12 protein-coding genes are annotated in these 16356 nt (G+C 65.3%); 6 read left to right on the top strand and 6 right to left on the bottom strand.

Annotated features, from left to right (window positions below; translation table 11 throughout):
• Positions 1–201 precede the first annotated feature (201 nt).
• On the top strand, positions 202–1893 hold the full coding sequence (locus tag MUH00_RS14250; RefSeq protein WP_246999660.1) for an asparagine synthetase B family protein: 1692 nt from the start codon (positions 202–204) through the stop codon (positions 1891–1893).
• A gap of 139 nt (positions 1894–2032) precedes the next feature.
• Positions 2033–2575, top strand: coding sequence for a hypothetical protein (locus tag MUH00_RS14245; protein WP_246999658.1), 543 nt, complete (start codon positions 2033–2035; stop codon positions 2573–2575).
• Between the two features lie 27 nt (positions 2576–2602).
• Here MUH00_RS14245 and MUH00_RS14240 read toward each other — a convergent pair whose 3' ends face one another.
• Entirely contained in the window at positions 2603–3193 is a 591-nt protein-coding gene (locus MUH00_RS14240; protein ID WP_425603015.1) for a DUF7344 domain-containing protein, read from the bottom strand.
• A gap of 378 nt (positions 3194–3571) precedes the next feature.
• Here MUH00_RS14240 and MUH00_RS14235 point away from each other — a divergent pair, with 378 nt between their 5' ends.
• Complete coding sequence (locus MUH00_RS14235) at positions 3572–4561, top strand: DUF1616 domain-containing protein (protein ID WP_246999654.1); 990 nt, start codon at positions 3572–3574, stop codon at positions 4559–4561.
• Positions 4562–5248: 687 nt separating this feature from the next.
• Here the strand turns inward: MUH00_RS14235 and MUH00_RS14230 are convergent.
• From MUH00_RS14230 to MUH00_RS14215, 4 genes are read right to left on the bottom strand one after another with little or no spacing between them, the layout of a single operon-like run.
• On the bottom strand, positions 5249–7228 hold the full coding sequence (locus MUH00_RS14230; protein WP_246999652.1) for a glycosyltransferase family 39 protein: 1980 nt from the start codon (positions 7226–7228) through the stop codon (positions 5249–5251).
• Positions 7218–8180, bottom strand: a complete 963-nt coding sequence (locus MUH00_RS14225; RefSeq protein ID WP_246999650.1) for a glycosyltransferase — start codon at positions 8178–8180, stop codon at positions 7218–7220. The genes MUH00_RS14230 and MUH00_RS14225 overlap by 11 nt, the downstream gene beginning before the upstream one ends.
• Positions 8177–9247 carry a DUF354 domain-containing protein gene (locus tag MUH00_RS14220; RefSeq protein ID WP_246999648.1) on the bottom strand — a complete coding sequence of 357 codons (1071 nt, stop codon included), beginning with the start codon at positions 9245–9247 and terminating at the stop codon, positions 8177–8179. Before MUH00_RS14220 ends, MUH00_RS14225 begins: the two co-directional genes overlap by 4 nt.
• Positions 9248–9298: 51 nt before the next feature.
• Entirely contained in the window at positions 9299–10699 is a 1401-nt protein-coding gene (locus MUH00_RS14215) for a nucleotide sugar dehydrogenase (protein WP_246999646.1), read from the bottom strand.
• 357 nt (positions 10700–11056) lie between these two features.
• On the opposite strand from MUH00_RS14215, the gene MUH00_RS14210 reads away from it, so the two are divergent.
• From MUH00_RS14210 to glmS, 3 genes are all read left to right on the top strand, one after another.
• A complete protein-coding gene (locus tag MUH00_RS14210) occupies positions 11057–11728 on the top strand; it encodes a helix-turn-helix transcriptional regulator (RefSeq protein ID WP_246999644.1) in 672 nt (223 codons plus the stop codon).
• 539 nt (positions 11729–12267) lie between these two features.
• Positions 12268–12414, top strand: a complete 147-nt coding sequence (locus MUH00_RS14205) for a hypothetical protein (protein WP_246999642.1) — start codon at positions 12268–12270, stop codon at positions 12412–12414.
• A complete protein-coding gene (gene glmS, locus MUH00_RS14200; RefSeq protein ID WP_246999640.1) occupies positions 12414–14222 on the top strand; it encodes a glutamine--fructose-6-phosphate transaminase (isomerizing) in 1809 nt (602 codons plus the stop codon). Before MUH00_RS14205 ends, glmS begins: the two co-directional genes overlap by 1 nt.
• A gap of 969 nt (positions 14223–15191) precedes the next feature.
• On the opposite strand, the gene MUH00_RS14195 is transcribed toward glmS, so the two are convergent.
• The gene (locus MUH00_RS14195; protein WP_246999638.1) at positions 15192–16202 is read right to left on the bottom strand and encodes a carboxypeptidase regulatory-like domain-containing protein; all 1011 of its coding nucleotides are present in this window, start codon (positions 16200–16202) and stop codon (positions 15192–15194) included.
• Between the last annotated feature and the right edge of the window lie 154 nt (positions 16203–16356).

Genomic DNA, 16356 nt, shown 5'->3' with positions numbered 1-16356 from the left:
TATGGGTCCGATAGGCTCGGAACGGCGCGACTCCGCGGGTCGAGAGAACCGCCGTCTGCGGCCCCGTTCGGGGCTTAACGATCCTATAGTAATGGTGGCGACCTTCGGATGGGTAGTCCAGTGAAGCGTACGCGAGCGAGACGGCGGTTCGACGCGGTGCGATCGGACGCGTCCGCTGCGTTACGGAGGTGATCGGTTACGATGCACAGGGAACTCTTCGGCGTATTCGGCGACAGCGAGACGTTCGAGCGGTTCAGATCCAGCGACGAGTTCGACGCGGTACTCGACGGACCGACCGCGACGGTCGGCATCAGGGACAGCGATCTCGGAACGCCCGGCTGGAGCGCTCGGTACACCGGCGACGACGGCTACTGCGTCGTCTGGGGCGAAGCGTACGCCCCAGGCGACGTATCGAACGTCGCCCGCTGGCTCTTCGACCGATACGAGACCGAGGGGCTCGACGCGCTATCGGCGCTCAACGGTTCGTACCTGATCGTGCTCGATCGCGAGACGAGCGACGGCGCCGTCGTCGTCACGGACCCGGTCCGATCCCGGGAGTGTTACTACACCGACGACTCCGGGCCCCGCGTCTTCGGGACCGATCCCGCCGCGGTCGGCAAGACGATCGCGGAACCGACGCTCCATCGGGACGGGATCCTCGAGTTTCTGCACCTGGGCGTCACACTCGGCGAGAAGACGACCGTCGAAGAACTCCGTCGACTCCCGATCGACAGTCGGCTCGCGCGAGCGTCGATCGATCGGCTCGATCGGTTCCGCTACCGTCCCGAGGAGTTCGACTACGTGGCCGAACTCGCCGATCGGCTCGAACGGGCCCTCCGCAAGCGGGCGTCGTTGCCCGGGCGAAAGGGCGTCCTCCTTTCGGCGGGGTACGATTCGCGAATCATCCTCTCGCAGCTCGATGTCGAACGAGGGTACACCGTGGGCGCGCCGACGGCGCAGGAAGTGCGCGGCGCGAAGCGCCTGGCCGCCCAGTACGGTGCGGGCCACACGGCCTTTCCGCCGGACGAACGGTATCTCCTGCCCGACGAATCGAAGGTCCGCTACTCCCACGGAATCAAGGAGTCGCTGCACATCCACCACGCCGGATACACGGCGTCGATGAACGTCGACGTGATGTATCACGGACTCCTCTGTGACACCTTCTTCCGGGGTCACTTCACCGCACAGGACACCGTCGACGTCGCGGGCAAACGGGTTCCGCTCGGCCGCCTGGATCCCGACCCGGATCCGATCGAGACGCTCCTCGATAAGTTCGGCTACAGCCGCGAGGCGAGTCTCGAACTCGCCGATCGACTCCCGTACGACGTCGATCCGGAAGCGTTCGTCAGGGACGCGATCGCCGACGAGTTCGAATCCAGGCGGTGGCGGGCGGACCGCGTACAGAACGCACTCACGTGTTGTGGCATCGCCAACCAGCCGTCGGTCCCCTTCCACAACCACCTCGCCGATCACTTTCTGACGTCATTTCTGGCGACGGACCGCGAGTTGATCGACTGGCACCTTCGAACGCCGCCCGAACACCGAACGACCGACACCTTCCTCCGGGCGTGCGAGTCGATCGACGGCGATATTCTGCGATACCGGCCGCCCGATCGACCGCACGACACCGTGCTGCTCAACGAAATCGAAGGGTTCGTTCGGCGGAAAACTCCCTTCCTTTCGTCGTTCGAGCCGCCGTGGCCGAACCGCGAGACGCTCTTCGATCGACACGACTTCGATCGGCGCCTGCTGGCTGACGCCGAGCACGTCCACGACCTGCCGGCCAGGCACAAGCTCCGGCTCATCGACCTCCAGCGGTGGGCGGGTCGCTGTTTGCAGACGCGGGAACGATCGCTCCCCTGGTTGCAGCCGCCGCAACTTCCGAAAGCGTGATCCGACGGGCTCTATCCAGATTGTGATGTTTTTCGGCACCTCAAATTTCGGTCCCTGACCGCTCTAACGACCGTTTATATCGTTCGTAGTACGGTAAACCGAGAGAATACTTATATACCAAGGAATTTTAGCGTGGAATATGCGTCTGACGCCGTCCTGGTTCAGTTCGTCCTCGGACGTTTCCGAGGGGGAACGTCCCGAAGACGCCGACACTACGTCGGGGATTACGATCTATTATCCCTCGCGGAACGGTCTCTCGACGGCCGATACCGAGGACGGCGGTGACGCGGAGCAGTACGTCCCGGACTCGAATGCCGCGCTTCTGGTCGATCTAGACGAGATGTCGACGCCCGCGACCGTCGACGAGATCACCGACCAGTTGATCGAACCCGCTCACCCGCCGATCGACACGTGGGCCGACGTTCACGAGCGGTTGTACCGGGACCGACTCCCGGCGCTCGAGGCGGCGGGTGAGATCGAGTTCGACCAAACGCAGGGACTCGTCGAACGGGCGCGGCCCCGATCGGGCGGACGCAGATCTGGCATCTCTCCGACCGTCCTCGGCGTGCTCGCGGCCGGCTTCCTGATTCTGCTTCTCGCGATCGTTTCGGCGTCGGTTCTGACCGCGCTGACTGTCACGCTCGTCACTACGGTCGCCGTCTGGTTCGTCCCGTGTACGTAGAATACAGCTAGTCGTTGTGGCTGCCCATCAGTTGATGTTCCAGCTGATGGTCAGTACCGTAAAGAGGAACAGGATCAGCGCGCTCAGGCCGATACCCGAAACGAGGGAAACGAACGGGAGCTCCATCACTGCGCCGATCAACACCGCGTAGCCGACGACCGTCGCACCGATGTAGTAATCGCCCCAGGCTCCGTCGTCTGCGCTCGTTTCGTCCGCCGAGTCGGCCTCCGGTTCCAATTCGAGGTATTTGTCGATCTGATCGGCGAGCGGCTTCCGCTCGACGATGCCGCGATCCTGCTGATAGTCGATCACGCCCGCCTCGTCGAGCTTCGAGAGGTGGGACTGGTACAGCGGGATGTAGACGCGCTGGCGTTGTTTCGACGTGAGCTCTTCAACGGTCGTATCGTGTTCCCACGCCGCGACCTGCTCTGCGACGTCGCGCATGCGTACAGGCCCGTCCGTTCCGCGAAGATACTGGAGGACCATCCGACGCCGTTCATTTTGCAAGAGATGGAAGATTTCGTCTTTCGAAACGTCGGGCTCCTCGGAAGAACGGACGGGTTCGTCGTCCATACCATGCTCGCAATGTTCCTCAGAGCTGATATGTATCGCTTTCATCGCCTCAGTCTTCTCTATCCATAGGCCAGTAATAAAGTGTTGAAACCGTGCATTTCTGATCGATTTATTTTAGCCGAATTTACCGGCACCGTGAACGTTTTTGTTACTTTTAAAACAGCAGTATAGGGCGTGAAAATCCATATATCGGGATGTTCAGAAATACTTGATCAAATTTATTTCCCCGATTCAGGGGGGAATCCATGTCGACGTTTCGCGTTCGTTCCGCTCGGTGCAATCGTTCAGAACTTCCGAAAGCGTCTTAAGCAGAATCGGTATCGAAATTGTGATAATTTGGCGGCGGACGGACACCGAACGACCCCCGTCAGACGGGGCTTACTCGGGCGATAATAAACCGCTGTCAGCCACGAGTGCGTACAAATGAGCGATTCCAACTGGTGGTTTCTCGATCAGGCGATCGTCATCGCGGTCACGGGCGCCATCACGCTTGGCGTGTTTACCGGTATCGGAGGGGTCGGACGGATCCTGCTGGTACTCCCGCTCGTCCTCTTTTTCCCCGGGTACGCGCTCGTCTCGGCCCTCTTCCCGGACGAACCGAACGACGATTACCAGTCCTTCGACGAAGAGAAAACCGGGCTCGGAAACCCCCTGCTGGTGAGCGGCGGTCCACCGCTGATCGAGCGACTCGTCCTGTCAGTCGTCTTCAGTCTTACCCTCGTTCCGGCGATCACCCTTTTCGCGACCGTGACCCCCAGGGGTATAGCGGTCGAAACGGTGCTCCCCGGACTTGCGATTCTCACGATCGCGCTCGCGCTCGTCGCGATCGGTTCTCGCCATCGGTGTCCGCCAGCCCGCCGATTCGCGCCGACGCTTTCATCAGTGTCACCGTTTTTCACCCGGAGCCGAGCGACGGCATACGATCGGACGAATCGGCGGCCGTACAACGCGGCGATCGCGATCGGGTTGGTTCTGCTGGCCGTGAGCGGCGGCTTCGCAGTCGCCAACCCGCCACAGCACGACGGATTCACCGAGTTCTCGATAAACACGGAGGAGGTCACCGGGGATGTCGAGACGATCTACAACTCGACGTACAGCGCCGGTGAGACGCAAGAACTGGAGGCGACGATCACGAACCGGGAACACAAGGAGCGGACGTACACGACCGTGGTCTTGCTCGAACGGGTGAGCTACGAGGGGGATAACGTGACCGTTCACGAGGCGAACGAACTGGACCGGCAGTCGGCGACCGTGCCCGACGGCGAGACGCACCGGCAGACGCTCGAAATCACGCCGACGATGGAGGGCGAGGACCTCCGGCTGACCCTGCTCCTCTACGAGGACGAACCGCCGGCCGAACCCAGCACCGAAAACGCGTACCGCGCCGTTCACCTCCCGATCGTGGTCGAGTAGCTGCGGCCGTGAGAGAACCTCGCGTTCGCGCATCTCCTGCGCTCGCCGCGTACGAACGTGGTGCTGTGACGGCCCACTACGGCCGTCGAGGCGGACGCTGTCGTCCTCGGTCCGCAACCTCCCCACGTCGTCGATGACTCGTTTTCTCTGACTTGGGGTCGCCACCGGTGACTGCACTCGATCGACTGTCCGTCGTTCCGTTACTCGCTCTCGCGGCGCTCGCCACCGTTGATGGGGCGATCACGGTCCGACGGGGCGTCCGTCGCCGCATCTCGTTCGCATCTCGTCGATGACCCGTTCGAGACGGCGATCGTCGCCCGCGGGTCGTTCGCTGGCAGGTCGCGACGACCGCCGGCGAGCCATCCCGCGCGAGTCCGAGAGTGACGATCGATTCGTCAGATCAAAAGCCGTCGAGGATCTCCGCTGAGACGCTTTTCGAAATCACACGATGGAGCAAGGGATCCCCGGCCGGAACCTGCCTCAGACGCCGCACAGTTGCTTCGAACGGGACGCGAGCGCGTGGCGACGTGGGGCACCTGTCCTTCCCTGACCGGGCGATCGAAACGCCTTCTATCCGACTCGACGATCGGCCGTCGACGACGGCTCGCGGGAGTCGGTTCCGACGCGATCGCTACCGACGATCCGCGGTGCTCGCGTCGGTAGCGCCCGGAGAAAGAGCATCCGACGTTAGCCGGACGCCGGCGACGGCGTGCACATCGTCACGTCGCCGTTCGTGTAGACTGTCGCCTGCCCCGGCCGGCACAGCCGCTCTCGCGAGATCTGTTCGATCCGGCCGTACCCATTCTCGTCGTCGAAGTAGATCGCGTCGGACGACTGGGTCGTCCGGTAGACCGTATAATTGTGCGTGGCACTCCCGTTTTCCGGTACTGTCGCCGTCGTCGTCGACGGATACGCGCCCGTTCGATCGAGCAGCGTCTGGTACGGGTGATCGGTGTACAGTCGCTGATCGGGACGGATCTCGCTGCCGTCCGGCGAGCCGGTCAACTCGGCGATCGATCGGGCCGCCGCGAGTTCCGACTCGTCGTAGGCCAGCCGTTCGTGCTGATCGTCGAAGACGGGGTTGTCGATGTTGCTCTCGGCGGCGAGCACCATCGCTCCCGGATACACCAGCACGAACAACAGCAGCACGGAGACGACGAGCTTCGGCGTGAGCGTTCCGCTGAGCGTTCGCAGTCCGATCGCGCCGAGGATCGCCATCGGCGCGTAGAGGAACGCGAACCAGCGCGTCGGGATGAACGTGTGGATCCCGAACATCGGGAAGCCCATGACGAACACCAGCATGAACGCCGCGGCCAGCATGAGCGTGAACACCGACTGCTCGGCGCGTCGACGGTGGACGATGTACAGGCAACCCACGAACGTGGCGCCGAGCAATAACAGAAACCCGAGGTTGTCCACGTAGGGAACGAGCTGTTCGAGCAGTGTGGGCGGGCCGTCGGGGCCGCCCGCCTCGGCGGGGTCGCCCGACCCGCTTGCGATGTTGAGGAAGCCGGCGCTCTCCTTGACGGTCTGGGCGAAGAAGCTCAGGACCGTCTCCAGAAACGAGTTCTTCCGGTAGGGCGTCAGCGACCAGACGAAGATCGTCAGCCCGACGTTGAAGACGACGAGCCCGACGAGGTTGACCGGCTTCTTCGCCCGGAAGACGTTCGCGTCGAGCCGCGTCAGCCCGAGCGGGCCGACGACGAACACCACCTGAGCGATGAACGCCGCCAGCAACAACACGAGCGTGATGAACGTCGACACCTGGTGGGTGAGGATCACGGCGACGCTCAACAGGAGCAACACCGAGAAGTCCCGGATCGTGTACTCGATCCGCATTACCCGGATCAGCGCGTACACCAACCCGAGGAAGAACACCAGCCCGAGGCTCGTGGGGATGAGGTGGATCCCCCACATCACGACGTGGCTTGCGAACGCGTAGAACGCGGCCGCGAGCGTCGCCCACCGCTCCGAGACGAGCAGGTTCGTGCCGGCGTAGACCAGCAGGATCGACAGCGGCATCGCGAGGCCGATCGAGAGGAACAGCGCGGTCCGCACCGGAACGTCGTACAGCAGCGCCGATGCCGCGACCAGCAGATGGTAGAACGGCGACGCGTAGTGCTTGTCGTCCGAGATCGCGCCGAGCGATCGCTCCGAGAGGATCCCCTCTATCAGTTCCGTGTGCGTCCAGACGTCGATTCCGACGTATCCAGGCGTCGCGTACAGAGCGGTGAACCGGAAGACGAGCGCGAACAGGACGATCTGGAGCAACACCAGCGCGTTGTGATAGTCGCGATCGCTCGTGAAGACGATCTGCGCGACCACGAGCGTACCGACGACGCTCGCCAGCGCGAAGAAGAGGTCCGTTCGCGCCCCCTGGAGTACCGTCAGGGCGACGAGCCCCGCCAGCCCGGTCAGGACGACGCCCGGGAGCGCCATCGACACCGACGACGGTAGCGTCGGGAACGCCCGCGCGTCGTCCTCCTGGTAGAGCGAGAGGAGGTACAACGCGCACGCGGTGCCGAGGACGACCGGGACGGTGTTGAGGTAGATCTGCGACGCCAGCAGCCGCAGCGGCAACAGCATCAGCGCGATCAGGAGGCCGCCGATCGCCGCCACCGTGTCGAGGCGCAGCGGCCGGAGTTCGGAGAGCGATCTATATTTCATGGCTCACCTCCCTTGGACTGGGCCGTCCCTCGGACCGATCGAGGATCCGGCGATACACGCCGAGGAGGTCGTCGGCCAGCGACTCGCGACCGATCCCGTCGAGCGCTTCGCGAGCGTCGGATCGGTCCCCGTCGGCGACGACTCGTTCGAGGCCGTCGATCAGGTCGCGGTCGTCGTCGCTGACGACGCAGTTCGTCGCGCCGTCGATCGTTTCGCGGACGAAGCCGACGTCGGTCGAGACGATCGGCAGGTTGCACGCGGCGGCCTCCTTGACGACCATCGGGCCGCTCTCCCGCCTCGAGGTGACCAGCAGGACGTCGCTGGCGTTCATGTAGTAGGGGATCTCCTCGTGGTCGACGCCGGAGACCGTCCGTAGCTCGAGGTCGGCGTCGGCCCGCTCGACGAGGCGGCGCGCCCGCGGAAAGTCCTTGACCGATCGGGTCCGGTCGTAGGGAAACAGCGCGATCGGGCGGTCGGTCTCCCAGCCGACGCGCTCGCGGGCTTCGGCCCGCGCGATCGGCCTGAACAGGTCGGTGTCGACGCCGAACGGGATCACTTCATGGTCGGTCTCGAGTTCGCGCGATAAGGTTCGACTCGGAACGACCGCGGCGTCCGCCCGACGGGCGCCGTAGCGGCTGAGCGACCGGAGCCACCCCCGCTGGCTCATCAGGTCCGTCCCCCACAGGGTCAGCACTACCGGCCGGGTCGGCTGCGCGAGCGCGAACGGCGCGACGAGCCCGTAGTTCGCGTGGACGAGGTCGTACTCGGTCGAACGAACCGCCGAGAGGATCTCAGGATAGTACCGCACGTAGTCCGTCGGCGACCGAGAGGAGTCGCCGCTGTACTCTCCGGGTACGGGGAGGACCGTACAGTCGACGCCGCGATCCTCGAGCGCCGAAATCTGCTGGTCGAAGAACGGCCGCGGCGAGGTGACCAGCTGGAGGACGTTCATGAGTGGGACGCGTTGGCCGCCGCCGTCGATCGGTTCGACGCGGACGCCCGCGCGTGCTTTTCGATCTGTCGGACGACGAACTCGGTCACGTCGATCCGATCGGCGAGCAATCGATCGCGGAGGCGCTCCCACGGCGCGTCGTCCTGTTCGGCGATCGCCACCGCCTGTTCGAGCCCGCGGATGTGGCGCGACTCGCCGTGGTAGCCGAACAGGAGGCCGTACTCCTCGATGTCGGCCGTGTATCCCAGCGAGAGCGCGTTCACGTACACCGCCGGCGTGCCGAGCACGGCGGCTTCCGCCGCGGTCGTCGCCCCCTCGCTCAACACGACGTCGGCGCAGGCCAGCAGGTCGTGCATCCGGTCCGGCGAGGTCGCGAACTGGTACGATTCGAGGTCGGCCGGCGGCTCCCCCTCCGCGGCGAGCAGGACCTCGAGACCCGCCTCTTCGAGCCGTTCGACGACCTCGCGCGGATCGTCGAACCCGCCGTGACCGACGTCGTGGGACGCCTCCCAGCTGCTGAGGCGAACGACGGCGAACCGCTCGCCAGGTTCGAGGCCGACGGACTCGCGAACGGACGAGTCCGGCTCGAACCGATCGGGGTGCAGGTAGGCCAGTTCGTGGTAGCCCGGGTACGTCACCTGTTTCGGTCCGATCTCGTCGCGGTAGCACGACGGCGTGCAGATCACGTCCGCGAACGGATAGCCGAGCCTGGTGATCAGCGTCGCGTGTTCCGTGTCGTAGAAGACGACGCTCGTCGTGCGCAACGCGGACGCGACGTGGGCGGCGGCGACGCCGCCGATGGCCGCGATGACGTCGGGATCGATCCGCCGCGCCCGTCGTAGTAGCCGCGTCTCGTAGGTCGCCTGGACGGCCGCGAGCGAGAGCAATCCGCCCGATTCGCCGGCCAACACCTCGTGGTCGATGTCGTACGCCTCGAGGAGGTCGATCGCCACGTCGTTCTCGCGGGCGAAGACGTGGATCTCGTGGCCCCGCGCCTCGAGTTCCGCGATCGGATGCCGGAAGAAGTGGACGTGGCCGGGGTGCTGGATCGTTATCACGGCTCGCATCGTCGATCCACCTCCGCGCGAGGAGCGCAGGGACGCCGGTGTGGCATCTGTTCACAACCTCCGGTAGACGAATCCAGCCTCGACGGCCGCCGCTTCGTCGAGGGCGCCGGTCACGTCGACCAGCGCGGGATCGGCTTCGAGCTCGGCGGTCACGGCCTCGAGATCGAGCTGTTCGAACTCATCGTGCGGCGTCGCGAGCAGGATCGCGTCGACGCCTTCGAAGGTGAGGGTCTCCTGGACGTCGAGATCGAACGCGTCCCGAACCGCCTCGTCGTCCGCGAACGGGTCGAAGCCCTCGACGTCGACGTCGTACTCCTGAAGCGAGTCGACGACGTTCGAGACCTTCGAACTGCGGATGTCGCCGACGCCCGGCTTGTACGCCAGCCCCATGACCAGCACGCGACTCTCGCGCAGGGTCTTGTTGCACTCGTTGAGGGCCTTGATCGTCAGCTTCGCGACGTGGTCCGGGACCGACTCATTGACCTGCCGGCTCGTGCGCACGAGTTCGGGTTCGTACCCGTCGCGGGCCGATCGGTACGCGAAGAAGTACGGATCGACCGGGATGCAGTGCCCGCCGACCAGTCCCGGACGGTAGTCGTGGAAGTTCCACTTCGTACCCGCCGCTTCGAGGACCGCCTCCGCGTCGACGCCCATCCGTTCGAGCGCCATCGACAGCTCGTTGACGAACGCGATGTTGACGTCGCGCTGGGTGTTCTCGACGACCTTGCACGCTTCGGCGACTTCGATCGACGGGGCGCGGTGAACGCCCGCGTCAACGATCGACTCGTACAGCGTCGCCACGTCGTCGAGCACCGTCTCGTTCTGCGCGCTGACGACTTTAACGACGTCCGCCAGGCCGTGGTCGGGATCGCCCGGCGTGGCCCGCTCCGGCGAGTAGCCGACGAAGAAATCCTCGCCGGCGGTGAGCTCGGAGGCCGCTTCGAGCGCCGGGACGAGGGCTTCTCGAGTCGTTCCCGGGTAGACGGTCGACTCGAGAACGACAGTCGTTCCCGGCTTCATCTTCGATCCGACGGTCGTCGCGGCGCTCTCAACGTAGCTCAGGTCCGGCCGATCGGCGTCGTCGATCGGCGTCGGCACGGCGACGATGACGTAATCCGCGTCGGCGATCTCGCTCGCGTCCGTGGTGTAGGAGATGTCGTCGTTTCGAACCGCTTCGTTCGAGAGGTCACCCGTCGTGTCGAATCCCGCCTGCAGCCGTTCGACCGTCGACTCGTCGACGTCGTACCCGATCACGCGGTAGTCCGACTGCGCGAACCCGACGGCGAGCGGGAGGCCGACGTAGCCCAGGCCGACGACGCAGATCGTCGCTTCGCGCGCGGACGACTCGGCGGCGTGCTCGTAAGAGATCTCCGAGCGGGACACCCCCTCGTCGCGCTCGTCGTTCGCTCGCTCGTCCGCTCGCGTTTCCGTGTCGCTGAGTGTCGTGGTCATAGGTTGACGTTGTCTGATGGAGCGTCACACGCGATCGTGCGACGGTGGCCGTTCGGAATTGGTGCGCCCGCGATCAGCGGGCGTGCCTCAACAGCGTCCAACCCGACGTGGGCCGTTTACTATACCGCGGATAAACGATTGCAGCAGCGACACGGGCGAGAATCCCCCTTCTGTGGGCGCCGTCGGCGGCCAAAACGACCGGGAAGGCGAAAACCGGCGGTTCCGACGTTTAGAAAGGTGCTAAACACCACTATACGAACCTATAATGAAGGGGTTCTTCCCCCAAGGTCCAGTGCGGTCGGCGCCCGCGACGACCACCGAGATCGCACGTCGACCGTAAGCACACCGCGATAACCCATGGCGTCCACTTCCCAGATCGGAGTCGGAATCCCGTTGGAGGCGGTTCGTAGCACCCGCTCGATCGAGACGGCTCCGGCTGCGATCGCCGATCACGGCGCGCACGCGATCACGGCGAGGGCGATTTTCCCGGCGATCGACGATCGACCCGGGGGCCCGTTGTCCTGGCTGCAACTGCTTCGCGCGTCGTCGATCTGGGAGACGGCCCTGATCGCGGTGCTGTTCCTACTAATCAGCTGGCTCGTCGGGCTTCGAGTGGCTGAAGCGTTGTCGGAACGCGGCGCCGGAATCGCACCGCTCCGGTCGCCGACGACCGACGCGAACGAATCGGACGAATCGGACGAATCAAACACAACGGACGAAACGGAACGGTCACGCACCCACGACCACCGGGCGTACGAACACTATCTCTCACCCGAGACCCCACCCGAACTCCTGAGCGACGAAGGGAGGGTAGTCCGCCTGCTCGTCGCGAATCAGGGACGCATTCGTCAGCACCAGATTGCGGACGAAACCGGGTGGTCGAAGTCGAAAGTGAGTCGGATCTGCTCGCAGATGAGCGCGGACGGCACGATCGAGAAACGATCGGTCGGCCGCGAGAACGTCATCATCTTGCGCGACGGATCGTCGGACGAAGACCGGTCGGACGACGTCGAAAACCCGCTTCCCTGAGCGCGAGCCGAGCCGGTTGTCACACACCCTTCCCCTCCGGACACCCTCCGGAGAAGGCGGACGCGCTACCAACGTCTCCTCCCTTCTGTCGCTTCTCGATCGGTACCGAAATAGCCGCGCATCAGTTCTCGCAACGTCCAGGAATCGATTTTCGTCCCGGCCCCGTACTGCATCTCGATCATATCACCGTCGAATTCGCGAAGCAGAGAGGTCCAGTTGTCATACGAATACGGCGGACGACGAGCGGCGGACGCCACCTCAATCGACCGCGACCCTCGCCGATCGCGGCCGTCACCGCTGCGCCGTCGTTGTCTCGCGACCGCCGGTTCCGCGGCGTCCGGGGCGTCGCCTCTTCCGGACCGCGACGGTCCGGGTTGAGCGGCGAACGAGCGCGATTGCGCGACGTGAAACCGAACTCGACTTTATTCAGCCGATAGCGACCGTCTTACCGGTCGTATAGTAATGGACGCTGTCGGCATCGGTGGGCGTAGAGACCCGCCCGTCCAGTCGTGGACGACCGACGCGGGTCGGTGATACCAATGACACGGAACAGCACTGCACTTCGGGCAGCGGTCTCGAACCGACTTGAATCGACCGTCACGGCCGCGGCGATGTTCGTCGCGGGCCGTCCCGTCGGTGACGCGACGGGACCGATCACCGCCGTCCGATGGGAGGTGAGCGGCTGATGTGCGGGATAATCGCGCGCATCGGACAGGGAGAAGCGGCGGACACGCTGCTCTCGGGGCTCGAAAACCTCGAGTACCGCGGCTACGACTCGGCGGGCATCGCCGTCCAGAACGGCTCGGGCGTCAAGGTCCACAAGTGTTCCGGCGAAGTGGCCGACCTCAAATCGACGCTCGACTCGCGGCCCCACGGGAACATGGGCATCGGCCACACCCGCTGGAGTACCCACGGCCCTCCCACCGACGAGAACGCCCACCCGCACACGGACATGGCGCGTAACGTCGCGGTCGTCCACAACGGCGTCATCGACAACTACGACGAACTCAGGGCCGACCTCCAGGCGAAGGGCCACGAGTTCGAAAGCGACACCGACACGGAGGTCATCCCGCACCTGATCGCCGAGTACCGAGAAACGATCGGCGACACCGAGGCGGCCGTCCGCCGAGCCGTCGAGACGCTCGAGGGCAGCTACGCGATCGCCGCGATCGTCGACGGCGAAGAGCGGGTCTACGCGGCGCGAAAGGGATCGCCGCTCGTCCTCGGACTGGACGACGAGGAGTGGTTCCTCGCCAGCGACGTCCCGGCGTTCCTCGATCACACCGAGGACGTGATCTACCTCGAGGACGGCGACCTCGTCGTCCTCGATCCGGACGCCTACCGGATCACCGACCTGGCGGGGAACCCGGTCGAGCGTCCGGTCGACACCGTCGACTGGGACCCCGAAGACGCAGGAAAGGGCGAGTACGACCACTACATGCTCAAGGAGATCCACACCCAGCCGACGGCCCTCTCGAACGCGATCGAGGGTCGGATCGACGACGGCGACGCCGCGTTCGAGGACCTGTCGGACGGGGCGTTCGCGGACGTCGACACCGTCCAGTTCGTCGCCTGCGGCACCTCCTATCACGCGGCGATGTACGGCGGGCAGCTACTCCGGACGGCCGGCGTCCGGACGGAAGTCCTCCGCGCGAGCGAGTACGACGTGACGTCCGGCCCGGTCGACGAGAACACGCTCGTCGTCGCGGTCACCCAGAGCGGCGAAACGGCGGATACGCTCGATGCGGTCCGAGAAGCGACGAGCCGCGGTGCGCGATCGCTCGCCGTCACCAACGTGGTCGGCTCGACCGCCGCGCGAGAAGCGGACGACGCGATCTACATCCGGGCCGGGCCGGAGGTCGGCGTCGCGGCAACGAAGACCTACTCCTCGCAGGCGGTCACGCTCGCGCTGCTCACCCAGCGCATCGCCGCCGACATCCCGGACGCGACGCCCGCGGCGGACCGCGAGGCCATGTTCGACGCGCTCGCGGATCTCCCCCGGCACGTCGAAACCGTCCTGGAGACGACCGACGCGGAGGCGCTCGCCCGCGAGTACTTCGACAGCGAGTCGTACTTCTTCATCGGCAACGGGTTCGGCCACTCGGTGGCCCTCGAGGGCGCGTTGAAGTTCAAGGAGATCACCTACGAGCACGCAGAAGGGTTCGCCTCCGGCGAGCTCAAACACGGCCCGCTCGCCCTCGTGACCGAGGAGTCGCCCGTGTTCGCGGTCTACACCGGCGGCGACGACGAAAAGACGAAGACGAACGCGATCGAGGCCCAGTCCCGCGGCGCGCCGATCGTCGCCGTCGGCCCGGAGGACCACCCGCTGGTCGACGTCGCCGACGCACACCTCTCGGTCCCCGACACGCATCCCGTCTGGGCGGGACTGCTCGCGAACGTCCAGCTCCAGTTGCTCTCCTATCACGCGGCGAAACTCCTCGATCGACCGATCGACAAGCCGCGCAACCTCGCGAAGAGCGTGACGGTCGAGTGAGCCGATCGCACCGACGCTGACGATTTTTCGACGCCGTGTTCAACAGCGACGCGCCCGTTTTCGGTAGCCTTCCGCGTCGTCTCGATCGCGATCTCGCTCTGGCGAACCGACCGGCCGTCCGCCGTCCAATCCCCGCCCGAGAGCGATCCTCGTAGCTCTCGCCCGCTCGAAACCGATCGAGCGTCTCGTGACCGATCGCTCGATCGGCGGCAGTCGACGGGCGCCGCGGCGCTCCTTCGACGGGAAGCCGACGAGCCGGTCTCTCGACTCCGAGCACCCGAACGCAACTAGTGTGGACGGTCCGGAAACGCGAACGCGCTCGGCACTGACGTCGCGTCCCGTCCGCGCGCTCGCTGGCATCGCGGTCGCGTCCCCTGGCGCCGACTGACGTCGTCGACGTCTCGCCGGATCGCGCGGCCGCGATCGAACGCCACGTCCGATCGGCTCATGTTTGCCGGTGGCGACCGTCGAACGCGAACCGGAAGCGGTCTATCTTCGGCGAAACCGATCGTCCGCGGTTGCTATTCGACAAAACGGGTTGTCAGCGGTCGTCGGCATAACAGATCGTCGATCGCCGAGCGACCCGAACCGCCGCTCGAGCCGTGGATCGACGGAGAACGAACATCGCACTCGAACGCCGTCCGGGCCGTTGTCGACGCGATTCGATCGACGAGCGCGACGGCGGCCGAGCGCGACGCGCAAAACGAAAACCGCTCCGAAACCGCGGCCAGTCGATCGGAGGTCGCCCCGGTTGAGCGGGGATTCCGAGCGGCGATTCGTTCCCCGTCGCCTCGTCGGCCCCGATCGAATCGGCGTCCGCCGCTGCCGATCGCGTCGAGTGGCTTTGTCGCCCCGCGATCGACGTTCGGGCGACGAGCCTGAAGGCGAAAAACCAGGTACGGAGCAGCGAGCCGATTGCGATCGGATCTTGTACTACCCTGCGCGAAAAGAGCCGCCCGGACTGCTCTACTAGTTCTGGTCGAGGGTCAGGAGGATAACCTCGTCGTCGCCGTCGACTTCGACGGATTTGACCGTTTCTTCGTAGCCGTCCGCGGACGCCGTCACGGTGTACTTGCCGTCCTCCAGTTTGAACTCGGCTTTGCCGTCGTTGTCGACGTCTTTCTCCTCGCTCGACGGGAAGAATCTAGCGTCCTCTTTGACTTCGACAGTGGCGTTCTTGATCGGCTCACCGTTGTCGCCCTCGACGAGTACGGTCAGCGTGGAGGGCGAAGCGCCGTTACCAGCGTCGTTATCATCACCATCGTCGCCGCCGTCGTCGGTGGCGGAGAGCGTCAGGGTGACCGTCTCGTTCGCGCCGTCGATCTCGGTCGTCGCGTTCGCCGCTTCGTACCCGTCCGCGCTCGCGTTGATCGCGTACTCCCCGTCTTCCAGGTCGAACGCGGCCTCGCCGCGCGGGCCGGTCTCTTCGTTGTTGGTCGATCCCGACTGCGAATCGACCTCGACGGCCGCACCCTCGATCGGGTTGCCGTCGTCGTCCTCGACGAACACCGTCAGCGCGTGCGTTTCGTTCCCGTCGGATTCGTTGGCGTTGTTACTTCCGTCTTCGCCGTCACCGCTGGTCCCGTCGTCAGTTTCGTTCCCGCCACCGCCGGTTCCGGCATCGGTTTCGTTCCCGTCACCGCCGGTCCCATTCCCGTCACCGTCGTCGGCAGTCCCGTCTCCGCCGTTTTGTCCCGTCCCGTCGCTATTGTCTCCGCCGGAACCGTCCGCACCGTCGTCGCCCGAATCGTCTCCAGTTGTATCCGCCCCGTCGTCGTTCCCCGACCCGGCTCCGTCCCCCGAGTCCGACCCGCCCCAGTGGTCGGTGATCGGGCCGAGGGTACCGCCGACGGAGACGACGCCCGCGGCGAGCGTCAACCCGGCGACCAGGAACACGACGCCGCTGATGGTGAGCAAGATTTGGACGCTCGTCTGTATCGATCGCGTCTTCGAACGCTGCTCGGTGGCGCTCCGTCGCATCGTTACCACCGACGCAGGGTGTTCGGTCGACCGCTCGCTCGCCGTCCGATTCGCCCTCCGGAGAGCCGATTTCGACCGATCGCGCGTCGATCGGTCGAAACGGGCCACCGCGGTGGTCCGACAGCGGTGCTCCTTGCAGCGCGTGGATGCGAGT

Source organism: Halosolutus gelatinilyticus (assembly GCF_023028105.1).
In the GTDB taxonomy this organism is placed as follows: Archaea; Halobacteriota; Halobacteria; order Halobacteriales; family Natrialbaceae; genus Halosolutus; species Halosolutus gelatinilyticus.
The sequence above is the reverse complement of the archived record's forward strand: the minus strand, read 5'-3'. Positions and strand labels throughout refer to the sequence as shown.